14 protein-coding genes are annotated in these 14,144 nt (G+C 70.1%); 4 read left to right on the forward strand and 10 right to left on the reverse strand.

The window, feature by feature from the left end; all coding sequences use genetic code 11:
* Positions 1-105: 105 nt before the first annotated feature.
* Positions 106-1,950 (reverse strand): AMP-dependent synthetase/ligase, encoded by a 1,845-nt coding sequence (locus AB0435_RS23930; protein ID WP_366008599.1) that lies wholly within the window; start codon positions 1,948-1,950, stop codon positions 106-108.
* 644 nt (positions 1,951-2,594) lie between these two features.
* Between AB0435_RS23930 and AB0435_RS23935 the strand changes: the two genes are divergently transcribed.
* Positions 2,595-3,359, forward strand: a complete 765-nt coding sequence (locus AB0435_RS23935; protein ID WP_366006170.1) for a hypothetical protein — start codon at positions 2,595-2,597, stop codon at positions 3,357-3,359.
* A 30-nt stretch (positions 3,360-3,389) separates the two neighbouring features.
* Here the strand turns inward: AB0435_RS23935 and AB0435_RS23940 are convergent, their stop codons facing one another.
* From AB0435_RS23940 to AB0435_RS23965, 6 genes are all read right to left on the reverse strand, one after another.
* Positions 3,390-4,043, reverse strand: a complete 654-nt coding sequence (locus AB0435_RS23940; protein WP_366006212.1) for a TetR/AcrR family transcriptional regulator — start codon at positions 4,041-4,043, stop codon at positions 3,390-3,392.
* Between the two features lie 153 nt (positions 4,044-4,196).
* Positions 4,197-5,522, reverse strand: a complete 1,326-nt coding sequence (locus AB0435_RS23945) for a dicarboxylate/amino acid:cation symporter (protein WP_366427927.1) — start codon at positions 5,520-5,522, stop codon at positions 4,197-4,199.
* Positions 5,523-5,896: 374 nt separating this feature from the next.
* Complete coding sequence (locus tag AB0435_RS23950; RefSeq protein ID WP_366006172.1) at positions 5,897-6,187, reverse strand: DUF4229 domain-containing protein; 291 nt, start codon at positions 6,185-6,187, stop codon at positions 5,897-5,899.
* 67 nt (positions 6,188-6,254) lie between these two features.
* Entirely contained in the window at positions 6,255-6,758 is a 504-nt protein-coding gene (locus tag AB0435_RS23955) for a GNAT family N-acetyltransferase (RefSeq protein ID WP_366006173.1), read from the reverse strand.
* A gap of 107 nt (positions 6,759-6,865) precedes the next feature.
* Positions 6,866-8,029, reverse strand: coding sequence for an aminofutalosine synthase MqnE (gene mqnE / locus AB0435_RS23960; protein WP_366006174.1), 1,164 nt, complete (start codon positions 8,027-8,029; stop codon positions 6,866-6,868).
* Between the two features lie 59 nt (positions 8,030-8,088).
* A complete protein-coding gene (locus AB0435_RS23965) occupies positions 8,089-8,544 on the reverse strand; it encodes an Lrp/AsnC family transcriptional regulator (protein ID WP_361524367.1) in 456 nt (151 codons plus the stop codon).
* A 133-nt stretch (positions 8,545-8,677) separates the two neighbouring features.
* Here AB0435_RS23965 and AB0435_RS23970 point away from each other — a divergent pair, with 133 nt between their 5' ends.
* Complete coding sequence (locus AB0435_RS23970; protein WP_275898584.1) at positions 8,678-8,812, forward strand: hypothetical protein; 135 nt, start codon at positions 8,678-8,680, stop codon at positions 8,810-8,812.
* Positions 8,813-8,818: 6 nt separating this feature from the next.
* Here AB0435_RS23970 and AB0435_RS23975 read toward each other — a convergent pair whose 3' ends face one another.
* The 3 genes from AB0435_RS23975 to AB0435_RS23985 all read right to left on the reverse strand — a co-directional run bounded on the left by AB0435_RS23975 (position 8,819) and on the right by AB0435_RS23985 (position 12,098).
* The gene (locus tag AB0435_RS23975; protein WP_366006175.1) at positions 8,819-9,517 is read right to left on the reverse strand and encodes a UbiX family flavin prenyltransferase; all 699 of its coding nucleotides are present in this window, start codon (positions 9,515-9,517) and stop codon (positions 8,819-8,821) included.
* Between the two features lie 129 nt (positions 9,518-9,646).
* A complete protein-coding gene (gene mqnP / locus AB0435_RS23980; RefSeq protein WP_366006176.1) occupies positions 9,647-10,567 on the reverse strand; it encodes a menaquinone biosynthesis prenyltransferase MqnP in 921 nt (306 codons plus the stop codon).
* Positions 10,568-10,646: 79 nt separating this feature from the next.
* On the reverse strand, positions 10,647-12,098 hold the full coding sequence (locus tag AB0435_RS23985) for a menaquinone biosynthesis decarboxylase (RefSeq protein ID WP_366006177.1): 1,452 nt from the start codon (positions 12,096-12,098) through the stop codon (positions 10,647-10,649).
* Positions 12,099-12,185: 87 nt separating this feature from the next.
* Here AB0435_RS23985 and AB0435_RS23990 point away from each other — a divergent pair, with 87 nt between their 5' ends.
* Together AB0435_RS23990 and AB0435_RS23995 are read left to right on the forward strand one after the other, a co-directional pair.
* Positions 12,186-12,494, forward strand: coding sequence for a PLDc N-terminal domain-containing protein (locus AB0435_RS23990; RefSeq protein WP_366427928.1), 309 nt, complete (start codon positions 12,186-12,188; stop codon positions 12,492-12,494).
* A gap of 215 nt (positions 12,495-12,709) precedes the next feature.
* A complete protein-coding gene (locus tag AB0435_RS23995; protein ID WP_366006179.1) occupies positions 12,710-14,137 on the forward strand; it encodes an alkaline phosphatase family protein in 1,428 nt (475 codons plus the stop codon).
* Positions 14,138-14,144 lie beyond the last annotated feature (7 nt).

A 14,144-nucleotide genomic window follows, 5' to 3' on the forward strand; every position in this document is an offset into this window, starting at 1 on the left:
CGGACGGGCTGAACAACCAGCCCGTCCGGCGCTTGAGGACGCTCCCCCAGACTTCGTCCGGGGGGACCCCCAAGGGCGCTGGGGTCCGGGGTCTCCCCGGTTGCCTCAGCCCCCGTACAACCCCTCGACCTCCCCCGAGAAGTCCCGCGCGATCGCCGCGCGGCGCAGCTTCAGCGACGGCGTCAAATGCCCCGCCTCCTCCGTGAAGTCCACCGGCAGGACCGCGAACCGCCGTATCGACTCGGCTTGTGACACGAGCGAGTTCGCGTCGTCCACGGCCTTCTGCAACTCGTCCAGCAACTCCGGGTCCCGCACCAGCTCCTCCATCGGCACCGCGGACTTCCCCCGCATCCGCGCCCAGTGCGCCAGCCCGTCCTCCTCCAGCGTCACCAGGGCCGTGATGTACGGGCGGTTGTCGCCCACGACCATGCACTGGCCGACCAGCGGGTGCGCACGGAGCCGGTCCTCCAAGGGCGCGGGGGCGACGTTCTTGCCGCCGGAGGTGATGATCAGCTCCTTCTTGCGGCCGGTGATGGTGAGGTAGCCGTCCTCGTCGAGCGCGCCCAGGTCACCGGTCGGGAACCACTCGCCGTCGGCCGCGGGGACCGCCTCGCCGCGCTCGGCGTCCCAGTACCCGGAGAACACCTGCCCGCCGCGCAGCAGCACCTCGCCGTCGTCGGCTATCCGTACGGCGCTGCCCGGCAGCGGCCAGCCGACCGTGCCGAGGCGGGGGCGCAGCGGCGGGGTGACGGTGACCGCGGCGCAGGTCTCGGTCAGGCCGTAGCCCTCGAAGACCTCGATGCCCGCGCCCGCGCAGAAGGCGGCGAGGCGGTGGCCGAGCGGTGAGCCGCCGCTGAGGACGTAGCGGACCTCGCCGCCGAGCGCGGCCCGGATGCGGCGGTAGACGAGCGGGTCGTAGAGGGCGCGGGCCGCGCGCAGCGCCGGGCCGGGCCCCGCGCCGGTGCCGTGCCGGCGGGCCTCCTCGGCCTCGCCGTAGCGCGTCGCGATCCGGGCGGCGCGGTCGAAGGAGGCGGCGCGGCCCAGTCTCTCGGCGGTGGCGCGGCCGGTGTTGTAGACCTTCTCCAGCACATAAGGGATGGCGAGCAAGAAGGTCGGCCGGAAGGCCGCGAGGTCGGCGAGGAGGTCGTCGGTCCGGATGGACGGCGCGTGGCCCACCCGTACGCGCGCCCGCATGCAGCCGACGGCGACGGTCCGCCCGAAGACGTGGGAGAGCGGCAGGAAGAGGAGGGTGGCGGCCGGGCTCTTCGCGGTCGCCTTGTAGAGGGGGTGGAGCAGTTCGCTGGAACTGTCCGCCTCGGTGAAGAAGTTGCCGTGGGTGAGGACGCAGCCCTTGGGGCGGCCGGTGGTGCCCGAGGTGTAGATGAGGGTCGCGATGTCCGCGGGGGTGCGGGTGGCCCGGGCCTCGGTGACCACGGAGGCGGGTAACTCCCGCCCGGCGGCCATGAGCGCGCCGACCGCCCCGGCGTCGAAGCGCCACAGGTGGGCGAGCCGGGGCAGGTCCGCGCGCACGCCCTCGACGAGCCGCTCCTGGGCCGCGCCCTCGACGACGCACGCGGAGGCCCCGGAGTCCTGGAGGATCCAGCGGACCTGGTGGGCGGAGGACGTGGGGTAGACGGGGACGCCGACCAGCCCGGCCGCCCAGGCCGCGAAGTCCAGCAGCGTCCATTCGTAGGTCGTACGGGCCATGATGGCGAGCCGGTCGCCGGGCCGCAGGCCGTGCGCGATCAGGCCCTTGGCGGTGGCGAGCACCTCCGCGGCGAAGGTGGCGGTGGTGACGTCGCGCCAGGTCCCGTCGGGCTGCTTCCGGCTGAGCACGGGATCGGTGGGCGCGGCGGCCGCGTTCTCGAACGGCAGGTCCCCGAGGGACCCGCTGGACACGGGCGGGGCGACGGGCGGTACGGCGGCCTCGCGGACGACGCCGTGCACCAGCGTCGTGCGGGGCGGGTGGAGTACGGAGGCGGCTGCGCTGTGCGGTTCGGACACGTGCGGCTCCTGTTCGTGGCCGGCGTAGACCTACTCAGCGGTAAATCGCGGCCAATCTACGCGCTGTGGCGCGTGCGCTCCAGGGGACGGCGGGGTCGTCGTCGGGGTGCGGCCGCTTTCCGGTGCGGGTGCGCTGCGCTTGCGGCGGGCTTTGTTCCCCAGCCCCGCCCCTTCCCGAAACTGGGGCGCGTGCCCCAGACCCCCGGCTGCGGGCCGGTTCGCCGCCTGCGGCGGGAGCGGCCTGCGGCCGCGTCCTCAAACGCCGGACGGGCTGAATGGTGCGGACCGTGGCCTTGATTCTGCGGCCCGGGTGCGCAATTCAGCCCGTTGGGGGCACCTCTGGGGGCACCCCCGGACGGAGTCTGGGGGAGGTAGCTGGGGGAGTTTGAGGACACCGCGCGAAGCGTGGTCGGGGGCCTGGGGCGCAGCCCCAGTTCGGGAAGGGGCGGGTAGGGGAAAAGCCCGCCGCAGGCGCAACGCCCCCTAGTCCTTACGGCCCCCACAGTCCTGTCCGTTTTGCCGATGCCCGTGGCGATGTGTCCCAAATAACTTCTTACGTGTCGAGCCGTCACCACAAGGAGACCAGAGCCATGAACACCACCACGCGCACCATCCTCCGCACCGCCATAGCCACCACCGTCCTCGCCGGCGCCGTGGCCGTCCCCACCGCGGCCTTCGCCGCGGATCCCGCGCCGAGCAGCACGCAGCCGGCGAGCCGCACCGTCGACATCGGCGGCGGGATGGAGGCCGAGATCAAGGACGGCAAGGCGTACCTCAAGCAGATCGGCAGCGGCAAGGTCATCGCCGTGCTCGCGAAGGGCCAGACCTACACCGACGGCATCTACGTGCACTTCGACGGCCAGAACGTGACCGCGAAGACGCAGGGCGACGACAAGAAGAGCGGGTCGTCCCGGACCGTGCAGCTCGACGACGGGAAGTACGCCGTCGTCACCAAGCTCGGCGACGGCTCCTACAAGGCCGTCGTCACCGGCCCTGACGGCTTCGTCTTCGGCACGCTCACCGCGGGCTCCCCGTCCGTCACCCTCGACGGCGGCCTGAAGGTCACCCTCGACCAGAAGACCGGCAAGATCACCCAGACCAAGGTCAAGAGCCGCGACGGCGAGGCCGCCCGCGACGCCTCCGCGAAGGACTCGTCCAAGGAGGCATCCAAGAAGGACGCCTCCCCGAAGGCGCAGGACGTCAAGAAGCTGCCCAAGGGCGGCGTCGCCGCGGGCGAGGCGCCCCGGAAGCGCTCGGACAGCGACCCCGGCCTGATCGGCGGGGCGCTCGCCGCGGCCGGTGTCCTCGGCGGCGCGGGCCTGCTCGCCGCCCGCGGCCGCAAGGGCGAACGCTGAGCCCTGCGGCGCACGGGGGCGGAGCGGGACCTATGGACGGGCGGGCGCCCAGCGCCGCCCGTTCATCAGGTTGTCCAGCCCGGCCCAGGCGAAGTTCATCAGCGTCTCCGCCGTGTCCCGCCCCGTCGGGGCCACGTCCGTACGGGCGTTGGTCCACCCGGCGAGCGACTCGGCGGCGCCCACGAGCGCGTGGGCCAGTCCGGACGCCTCCTGCCACGGCAGCGGGGTGTCGCAGCCGTTCTCCGCGGCCGTCGCCACGATCAGCTGGGTGACGACGTCGACGAGTTCCTGCCGCAGCGCGGCCACTTCGAGCGCGAACGGCTCCCCGTGCGTACGGGCCTGGCAGTGCAGGACGGCCCAGCCGTCGGGGTGCGCGGCCGTGTGCGCGAAGAAGCCGCGGAGCCCGTGCCACAGCCGCCGGTCGGCGGGCGCGTGCGGATCGACCGTCTGGCGCACGGCCAGGATGAGCGCCTCGGCCTCGCGCCGTATGCAGGCGCTGAAGAGGTCTTCCTTGGAGTTCAGATAGAGATAGACCAGTGGCTTGGAAGCGCCCGCGACCTCGGCGATCTCGTCCATCGACGCCGCGCGGTAGCCACGGCGCGCGAAGACCTCGACGGCGGCGTCGAGCATCTGGCGCTCGCGCACCGCGCGCGGCATGCGTTTGATCCTGCCTTTCTGCTTCATTCCGGCCTCAGCAGCGTCGGTCTGTGCAGCATTCACGACAAACGTCCCTCCGCCCCCGCTACGTTACCGGTTGGTAATGTTACGGGGAGGAGGGACGCCGAGGAGGGAAGATCCGGCCGAAAGGGCCGTAAGGAAAGGATCAGGCCACGCCGATCAGGCCGCGGCCACCGGCACCGGGGCAGGCCGCTCGGTCTGGTCCAGCGGCGAGGCCGTGGCCGAGGCGTACGCCTCCCGGTCGAGGATCTTCTCCCGCGAGGCCACGATGATCGGTATCACCGACTGACCGGCGACGTTCGTCGCGGTGCGCATCATGTCCACGATCGGGTCGATGGCGAGCAGCAGGCCCACGCCCTCCATCGGGAGGCCGAGCGTCGAGAGGGTCAGCGTCAGCATCACGGTGGCACCGGTCAGACCGGCCGTGGCCGCGGAGCCGACGACGGAGACGAACGCGATCAGGACGTAGTCCCGGATGCCCAGCGGCATGTCGAAGACCTGCGCCACGAAGATCGCGGCGATCGCGGGGTAGATGGAGGCGCAGCCGTCCATCTTGGTCGTCGAGCCGAAGGGCACCGCGAAGCTCGCGTACTCCTTGGGCACGCCCAGGCGTTCGGTGACCCGCTGGGTCAGCGGCATCGTGCCCACGGAGGAGCGGGAGACGAAGGCCAGCTGAATGGCGGGCCAGGCACCCTTGAAGAACTGGAGCGGGTTCACCTTGGCGACGGTGGCCAGCAGCAGCGGGTAGACGCCGAAGAGGACGATGGCGCAGCCGACGTAGATGTCCGCGGTGAACGTCGCGTACTTCCCGATCAGGTCCCAGCCGTACGTGGCGATCGCCGTGCCGACCAGGCCCAGGCTGCCGAGCGGGGCGAGCCGGATGACCCACCAGAGCACCTTCTGGAGCAGCTCCAGCGCGGCCTGGCTGAAATCGAGCACGGGCTTGGCCTTGGCGCCGACCTGGAGGATCGCGATGCCCGCGACCACGGCCATGAAGACGATCTGCATGACCTCGAGCTTGCTGAACGGCGTGATGACGTCGGTCGGCACGATCCCGGTGAGGAAGTCCAGCCAGGAGCCGTGCTTCTTGGGCTGCCCGCCGTCGGCCGCGGTGAGTCCGGTGCCGGCGCCGGGGTCGGTGAGCAGGCCGATCGCCAGGCCGATGAGGACCGCGATCAGCGACGTGATCATGAACCACATCAGGGTGCGGGTGGCCAGCCGGGCGGCGTTGGAGACGTTCCGCAGATTGGTGATCGACACCAGGATGGCGAAGAACACCAGCGGGGCGATCACCACCATCAGCAGCTGGACGAACATGTCGCCGATCTTGCCGAGGGTGACCTCCAGCCAGTGGATGTCACCGCTCTTGGCGGCCCAGCCGAGGAGGGCGCCGAGAACGAGACCGAGCAGGATCTGCCCCCAGAAGGGGACCTTGGGTATGCGCCCGCGCAGGGACGCCTTGGACGACACGGGTGTCGAGGACAACGGAAGCTCCGGAAGGTCAAGAAAAAGGGCGTGGGGCGCCAGGGAGGTCCGTACGTATCGCGGGATCTCCGGCCGGGGTCGACATACGTCAGCGGCGGCAACAGGCCGCGGAGACACGGCGGCAAAGATCGACGTGCAGGCGCGCCACGAGCGCGGGGCTCATGGGGGATCGGTGCGCTGCTGCTGTCTTCATGTCCAATACGTTAACACTGGAGCTTTGGGGTTCTCAAAGGTCTTCTTTGGGTTACCCATTGCTCACAGGGCCCGAAGAACGCCGCCGCCCCGCCGTGGAGCTGCTGCTCCACGGCGGGGCGTTGGGGTGATGTGAGGAGACTTACACCCGATCAGGGCGATCCGTCCCGATAAGGGGAGGCTCAGGCCGCCCCGTCCTCCTGCGCGGCGTTGGCGTCGAAGCGCGCCTTGGCGCGGTCGACGCGCTCCACGATCTGCTCGGACATCGCGTCACGCTGCTTGCGCAGCAGCACCCAGCTCAGCGGGGCGGAGATGACGAGCGCGAGCAGCACCATCCAGATGAGGTTCGAACCGTTCGCGCCGAGCGGGATGGCGTGCAGCGCGCAGAGCACCCAGACGACGGCGAAGCAGGCGATGAGCAGGCCGAACCGCAGGGCGGTGTAGCGGAGCGAGGCGAACTTCTGGCTACTCACGGACGGGACCTTCTTCTCAACGACAACCGAAAGGGTCGCTCTCCAGTCAAGCACGCCCGGAAGGCGATCAGTCCAGTGGGCGCCACATCGTGATGTCGTCGCGATCGTCGCCAGCTCCCACGCGGATGCCGGCGGGCACCCGGCCGACCTCCTTGTAGCCGCAGCCCGCGTAGAAGTTCTCCAGGCCCATGCCGCCGCGCGCTTCGAGCCGCAGCGCCTCGAAGCCCAGGTCACGGGCCATCTCCGCGGCCTCGTCCAGCATCCGCCGACCCCGGCCGCCGCCCTGGAGCGAGGGGTGGACCATCACGGTGACGAGGGTGCACCAGTGACCCAGCAGCGGATTGGAGTTGAGCCTGAAGAACGCGGTGCCGGCGAGCCGCCCGTCCTCGTACGCGCCGAGCATGCGCACCCTGCCCGCCGCGACGTCCGCGGCCAGCACGTCCGCCACCGGGCGCACCACGTCGTCGGTCACCGGCGGCACGAAGCCGACGGAGCCGCCGGCCTGGGTGACATCGACCCACAGGCGGAGGAACTCCTCGCGGAGTGCCGGGGTCAGCTCGGGGTCTCGCATGAAGGTAAGTGGCATAGCGGCAATGCAACCATTACGCGGTGCGCGGCCGCAATAGGGAAAGCCCTGGTGGACGGTCGTCCACCAGGGCTTTCCTCGGACTGCGAGGTTCAGACGCGCATGGGCTGGGGCGATTCCCGCAGCGACGCGTCCGGACCCGGATACTCACGGATCACCTCGTACCGCGTGTTCCGCTCCACCGGACGGAAACCCGCGTCCCGGATCAGATCCAGCAGATCATCACGCGTCAGCTTGTTCGGCGTCCCGTAATTGTCCGCATCATGCGTGATCTTGTACTCGACCACCGAACCGTCCATGTCATCCGCACCATGCTGCAACGCCAACTGCGCCGTCTGCACACCGTGCATGACCCAGAACACCTTCACATGCGGCACGTTGTCGAACAGCAGCCGCGAGACGGCGAACGTCTTCAGCGCCTCCGCGCCCGTCGCCATGCTCGTCCGCGCCTGGAGACGGTTACGGACCTTCCCGTCCTTCATATCCACGAAGTCGTGCTGGTACCGCAGCGGGATGAAGACCTGGAAACCACCCGTCTCGTCCTGCAGCTCACGCAAACGCAGGACGTGGTCGACGCGGTGGCGGGGCTCCTCGATGTGCCCGTAGAGCATCGTGCTCGGCGTCTTCAGGCCCTTGGAGTGCGCCAGGCGGTGGATACGCGACCAGTCCTCCCAGTGGGTGTCGTGGTCGACGATGTGCTGACGCACCTCCCAGTCGAAGATCTCCGCACCGCCACCGGTCAGCGACTCCAGCCCCGCGTCGATCAGCTCGTCCATGATCTCCGACGCCGGCATGCCCGAGATCTTCTCGAAGTGCTGGATCTCCGTCGCGGTGAACGCCTTCAGCGAGACGTGCGGCAGCGCCTCCTTCAGCGCCCGCAGCGAACGCGGGTAATACCGCCACGGAAGCGTCGGGTGCAGGCCGTTGACGATGTGCAGCTCGGTGAGGTTCTCGTTCTCCATCGCCTTCGCGAGACGAACAGCCTCCTCGATCCGCATCGTGTACGCGTCCTTCTCCCCCGGCTTCCGCTGGAACGAGCAGTACGCACACGACGCCGTGCACACATTCGTCATGTTCAGGTGGCGGTTGACGTTGAAGTGAACGACATCGCCGTTCTTCCGCGTACGCACCTCATGGGCGAGGCCACCCAGCCACGCCAGGTCGTCGGACTCGTAGAGGGCGATACCGTCCTCGCGGGTCAGCCGCTCCCCCGCGTGAACCTTCTCCTCCAGCTCACGCTTCAGTCCAGCGTCCATGCGTCCGCCTCTCCTGCCTTCATGCCTTTTGCGACCCGATCGAGCGTACTCTCCCGCCCCTACGCCTCCTCGGGGAGCTCCCCCACGCGGTTCTCCCACTTCGTGGAGAGCACGATCGTGGTGCGCGTCCGGCTGACGCCCTTGGTCCCCGACAGCCGCCGGATCGTGCGCTCCAGGCCGTCCACGTCGCCGACGCGGACCTTGAGCATGTAGGAGTCGTCGCCCGCGATGAACCAACAGTCCTCGATCTCCTCCAGGTCCCGCAGCCGGCGCGCCACGTCCTCGTGGTCCGCCGCGTCGGAGAGCTGGATGCCGATCAGCGCCGTGACGCCGAGGCCGAGCGAGGCGGCGTCGACGGTCGCGCGGTAGCCGGTGATCACGCCGGCCGCCTCCAGGCGGTTGATCCGGTCCGTGACGCTGGGCCCGGAGAGGCCGACGAGCCGGCCCAGCTCGGCGTACGACGCCCGGCCGTTCTCCCGGAGGGCCTGGATGAGCTGCCTGTCCACCGCGTCCATTGCCTGGCACCTTTCAAATAATGAGCGAACTCGCCGCATTGCATGTAGAATCTAAGGCATACAGGGGTCCACGCCCTGTGATTTCTCGCAAGATCCGCTAGATCAACGACGATCCTTCAGGAGTGATCTTCCCGTGTACACGATCGAGATGGCCTACGCCCGTATGCGCGAGCTGCAGGACACGGCCAACCGCTCGCGTGCCCATCAGTTCGCCGAGCGTCGCGCCGAGGCCAAGGCGGCCCGCACCGCGCGCGCCAAGAAGCGCTAACCCCCTTCAGCGGGAGCGCGCCTCACCCAGCTCCCCCTTCCACCGGCGGTACAGCTGGTGCGGCACACCCGCCGCGTCCAGCACCCGCCCCGCGACGAAATCCACCAGATCCTGGATGTGCGTCGCACCCGCGTAGAACGCCGGAGAGGCGGGCAGCACCACTGCGCCCGCCTCGTCGAGCGCCACCAGCTGCTTGAGCGTCTGACCGCTCAGCGGCGTCTCGCGCACCGCGACCACCAGCCGGCGCCGCTCCTTGAGCATCACGCTCGCCGCGCGCTGCAACAGGTCCTTCGAGAGCCCCAGCGCCACCCCGGCCACACAGGCCGTGCTCGCCGGGACGATCAGCATTCCCTTGACCGGGTACGAACCCGACGACGGCCCCGCGGCGAGATCCCCCGCCGGCCAGTACCGCACGTCCGCGAGATCCACGTCGAACGTGTGCGGCTTCCCGTCCGCGCCCAGCTCCAGCCAGTCGCGCAGGTCCTCCCGCCAGTGCGCGTCACGGAACTTGATCCCGGTCTCGTCCAGCAGCGTCAGCCTCGACGCGCGGCTCACCACCAGGTCCACGGCCTCACCGGCGGCCAGCAGCCCCCGCACCACGGCGGCGGCATACGGCGTCCCGGAAGCGCCCGACACCCCGACCACCCAGGGCCTGCGGCCCGGGGCCGGGGTGTCACGCGCGGCTGTCTCTTCGTACGGCTCCACGGTCTTGAGCCTAGAGCCTGTCCGGCGGATCTTGTGATCGGCTACGGCCTGCGCCGTCCGCGCGACCACCGCCGCGCGGCGGCCCACCGCCCCGTGGGCAGCGGGCCGGGCCCGAACCCCCCCTACGGGTTACCAGCCGAGGCCGCTGTTGACGATGTCCAGCAGCGCGAAGACGAAGAGCACGATGCCGATCACGCCGTTGACCGTGAAGAACGCCCTGTTCAGCCGGGACAGGTCGTGCGGCCGGACGACCGTGTGCTCATAGACGAACGACGCCGCGGCGAAGCCGAGACCCACCCACCAGAAGACACCCGCGTCGATCGCGAGGCCGTACCAGACGAGCAGACCCGTCGTGATGACGTGACACACGCGCGCACCGTGCAGCGCCGCCGGGACGCCGAAGCGCGCCGGGGTGGACTTCACGCCGTGGACCCGGTCCGCCAGCACGTCCTGGCAGGCGTAGATCAGGTCGAAGCCGCCGATCCAGATGCCCACGGCCAGGCCGAGTATCACCGCGGTCCAGGACCACTCGCCCGTGACCGCGAGCCACGCGCCGACCGGGCCCATCGCCTGCGCCAGGCCGAGGATCGCGTGCGGGAAGTTGGTGAACCGTTTCCCGTACGGGTAGACCACCATCGGGACCACGGCGACCGGCGCGAGCGCCAGGCACAGCGGGTTCAGCAGCGCCGCCGCGCCCAGGAAGACCACGACGGCGACCAGCGCGCCCGTCCACGCCGTCCGCACGGAGACCGCGCCGGTGACCAGCTCGCGCCCCGCCGTACGGGCGTTGCGGGCGTCGATCTCCCGGTCGATGATCCGGTTGACGGCCATCGCGAAGGTGCGCAGCCCCACCATGGCGACGGTGACCAGCAGCAGGCGCGTCCAGTGGACGTCGCCGTACTCCTGGAACATCGCGGTGAGCGCGGCGATGTACGCGAAGGGCAGCGCGAAGACCGAGTGCTCGATCATCACGAGGCGCAGGAACGCCCGCACCTTGCCGGTGGACGGCGCGGGTCCGGGACTCAGGACCCCCTCGGCAGCTGACGTCACAGTCCGTACTCCGGTTCACCCCCGCGGAGGCGGGGACAACCCGGATCCGCACCGCCGCTCCACATGATGGACCTGTTCCTCACAGTCCGTACTCCTTCCAGCGCTTCGTCACCCGATCGGCGACTTCCGGATCCGACTCGACCATGTGCGGCCAGCCCCCGTCCCGCGTATAGCCCTCCTCGGGCCACTTCGCGGTCGCGTCGATGCCCGCCTTGCCGCCCCAGAACTGCTGGTAGGAGGCGTGGTCGAGGTGGTCGACCGGGCCCTCGACGACCGTGAGGTCACGCGCGTAGTCGGTGTTGCCCAGCGCCCGCCAGGACACTTCGTGCAGGTCGTGCACGTCGCAGTCGCTGTCGACCACGACGATCAGCTTGGTCAGCGACATCATGTGCGCGCCCCAGATGGCGTGCATCACCTTCTGGGCGTGCTTGGGGTACTTCTTGTCGATCGAGACGATCGCGCAGTTGTGGAAGCCGCCCGACTCCGGCAGGTGGTAGTCCACGATGTCCGGCACGATGATCTTGAGCAGGGGCAGGAAGAACCGCTCCGTCGCCCGCCCCAGCGGACCGTCCTCGGTCGGCGGGCGGCCGACCACGATCGACTGGAGCAGCGGGCGGCGGCGCATCGTCACGCAGTCGATGGTCAGCGCCGGGAAGGGCTCCTGCGGGGTGTAGAAGCCGGTGTGGTCGCCGAAGGGGCCCTCGGGGAGCATCTCCCCCGGCTCCAGCCAGCCCTCGACGACGACCTCGGCATTGGCCGGGACCTGGAGCGGCACGGTCTTGCAGTCGACCATCTCGATCCGCTTGCCGGAGAGGAAGCCCGCGAAGAGGTACTCGTCGATGTCGCCGGGGAGCGGCGCGGTCGAGGCGTAGGTCACGGCCGGGGGGCAGCCGAAGGCGATGGCGACGGGCAGCCTCTCGCCGCGCTTGGCCGCCACCTGGTAGTGGTTGCGGCTGTCCTTGTGGATCTGCCAGTGCATCCCGATGGTGCGCTTGTCGTGCCGCTGGAGGCGGTAGAGGCCGAGGTTGCGGACGCCGGTCTCGGGGTGCTTGGTGTGGGTGAGGCCGAGGTTGAAGAAGGAGCCGCCGTCCTCGGGCCAGGTGAAGAGCGCGGGCAGCTGGTCGAGGTCGACGTCGTCGCCGGTCAGCACCACCTCCTGGACCGGTGCCTCCTTGACCTTCCGCGGCGGCACGTGGGCCATCGCGCCCAGCTTGCCGAACGCCTCGCGGACCCCGACGAAGCCGTGCGGCAGCTCCGGCTTGAGCAGTCCGCCGATCTTGCCGCTGATCTCGTCGTAGGACTTCAGGCCGAGCGCCTTGAGCAGCCGGCGGTCGGTGCCGAAGACGTTCATGGCGAGCGGCATCGCCGCGCCCTTGACGTTCTCGAAGAGCAGGGCGGGGCCGCCGGCCTTGTTCACCCTGTCGACGATCTCCCCGATTTCCAGGTACGGGTCGACTTCGGCCTTGATGCGCTTGAGGTCACCGTCACGCTCCAGCGCCCGGAGGAACGAGCGGAGATCGTCATAAGCCATGCGTTCCAGTATCAAGCACGGATTACCCTGGACCCGTCACGGGGGCCGGGTCCGGCCCGTACCGCCGCTCTCGGGGAGCCCGCCACCATGCTCAGGTATCTGCCGACTCTGCTGGTCCTGGGCCTGTGGATCTACGCGTTCATCGACTGCCTGAACACTCCCGAGGAAGAGGTGCGCGGCCTGCCGAAGATCGGCTGGGTGATCGTCATCCTGCTCTTCGGCACCGTGCTGGTCGGGCCGGTCGCGTGGGTGGTCGCGGGGCGCCGCCGCCGGGCTGAGCGGCCCGGCGCGGGCGGGCGGGACGGCGGGCAGCGGTGGGTGGCTCCCGACGACAACCCCGAGTTCCTCCGCTCGCTGCGGCGCGAGGACCCGAACAGCGGCGGCACGCAGGGCTGACGCCCGGAAATACGCTGCCGTACGGGCTAGCGGCGCATCACCCGATGGGGTGGAACTCTCCCGTACGTACGATGACCCTTTCTCCCAACTGGCGCCCCTTCACCGCCATTTGACGCACCGTTCACACGCCTCCTCCTGCCCTCGACACACCTGTGCCGGGAGAGTCGTCCAGGTCACACTGTGGCCTCACGCGACTCCAGGGAGAGGGGCACGCCATGCCCGAGATGACCCGACGCAGACTCCTCGGCGCGGCGGCGGGAGCGGTGGGCGGCGCCGCGGCGCTGTCGCTGCTGCCGCCGAGTGTGCAGCGGGCGGTCGCCGCCGGACCGGCCCGGCGCGGCGCGCTGAGCGACATCAAGCACGTGGTCCTGCTGATGCAGGAGAACCGCTCCTTCGACCACTACTTCGGCACGCTGAAGGGCGTACGCGGCTTCGCCGACCCGCACGCCATCAAGCTCCCGAACGGCAAGAACGTCTTCCACCAGCCGGACGCGAAGAACCCCGACGGGCACCTGCTGCCGTTCCGGCTGAACACCGGCAAGTCCAGCGCGCAGGCGATCCCCTCCACGAGCCACGCGTGGGAGGTGCAGCACGAGGCGTGGAACGGCGGGAGGATGGACCGCTGGCTGCCCGCCCACCGCAAGGCGGACGGCGCGAACGGGCCCTACGTGATGGGCTACCACACGCGCGAGGACATCCCCTTCCAGTTCGCGCTCGCCGAGAACTTCACCCTCTGCGACAACTACTTCTGCTCGGTCTTCGGCCCCACCTGGCCCAACCGGCTCTACTGGATGACCGGCACCATCGACCCCGGCGGCGGCCACGGCGGCCCGGTGATCGACAACAGCGCGCCGAAGCCGTACCGCTGGACCACCTACGCCGAGCGCCTCCAGGCCGCCGGCGTCAGCTGGCGCGTCTACCAGGAGAAGGACAACTACGAGTGCAACCTGCTGGAGGAGTTCCAGCAGTTCAAGAACGCCAAGCCCGGCAACCCGCTCTACGAGCGCGGGATGCGCCGGCAGCCGGCGGGCACCTTCGAGGACGACGCCCGCAACGACCGGCTGCCCACGGTCTCCTGGCTGATCCCCACCGCCGGGCAGTCCGAGCACCCGGACTTCCTGCCCGCGGCGGGCGCGGACTACGTCGCCAGGAAGATCGAGGCCATCGCCGACAACCCCGACGTGTGGGCGAAGACCGTCTTCATCCTGAACTACGACGAGAACGACGGCCTCTTCGACCACGTACCCCCGCCGGTGCCGCCCCGGGGGACGCCGGACGAGTTCGTCAAGGGCCTGCCGATCGGCGGCGGCTTCCGCGTGCCGTGCATGATCGTCTCGCCGTGGACGGTGGGCGGCTGGGCCGCAGGGGAAGCCTTCGACCACACCTCCTGCCTGCGGTTCCTGGAGGTCGTGACGGGCGTCAAGGAGCCCAACATCAGCGCCTGGCGCCGCCGCGCCTTCGGCGACCTCACCTCGGCCTTCGGCTTCCCGCGGCCCGCGCCGCGGCCGCCCGCGCTGCCCGGCGACACCGCCAAGCAGCTCGCCCAGGCCAAGTGGGCCGTCACCCACCTGCCCAAGCCGACGCTGCCGGGCGCCGGCCAGAAGCCCCCGCAGCAGGAGAAGGGCAGCCGCCCGCGGCGCTGACACAGCG

It is taken from the genome of Streptomyces sp. NPDC051173, assembly GCF_040689515.1.
Lineage (GTDB): Bacteria > Actinomycetota > Actinomycetes > Streptomycetales > Streptomycetaceae > Streptomyces.

Coding starts and splice junctions, on each gene's coding strand:
- mqnE (WP_366006174.1), bottom strand. CDS start 8,029: ATGGACGCTGGACTGAAGCGTGAGCTGGAGGAGAAGGTTCACGCGGGG.
- AB0435_RS23965 (WP_361524367.1), bottom strand. CDS start 8,544: ATGGACGCGGTGGACAGGCAGCTCATCCAGGCCCTCCGGGAGAACGGC.
- AB0435_RS23940 (WP_366006212.1), bottom strand. CDS start 4,043: ATGAAGCAGAAAGGCAGGATCAAACGCATGCCGCGCGCGGTGCGCGAG.
- AB0435_RS23955 (WP_366006173.1), bottom strand. CDS start 6,758: ATGCGAGACCCCGAGCTGACCCCGGCACTCCGCGAGGAGTTCCTCCGC.
- AB0435_RS23935 (WP_366006170.1), top strand. CDS start 2,595: ATGAACACCACCACGCGCACCATCCTCCGCACCGCCATAGCCACCACC.
- AB0435_RS23985 (WP_366006177.1), bottom strand. CDS start 12,098: ATGGCTTATGACGATCTCCGCTCGTTCCTCCGGGCGCTGGAGCGTGAC.
- AB0435_RS23990 (WP_366427928.1), top strand. CDS start 12,186: ATGCTCAGGTATCTGCCGACTCTGCTGGTCCTGGGCCTGTGGATCTAC.
- AB0435_RS23995 (WP_366006179.1), top strand. CDS start 12,710: ATGCCCGAGATGACCCGACGCAGACTCCTCGGCGCGGCGGCGGGAGCG.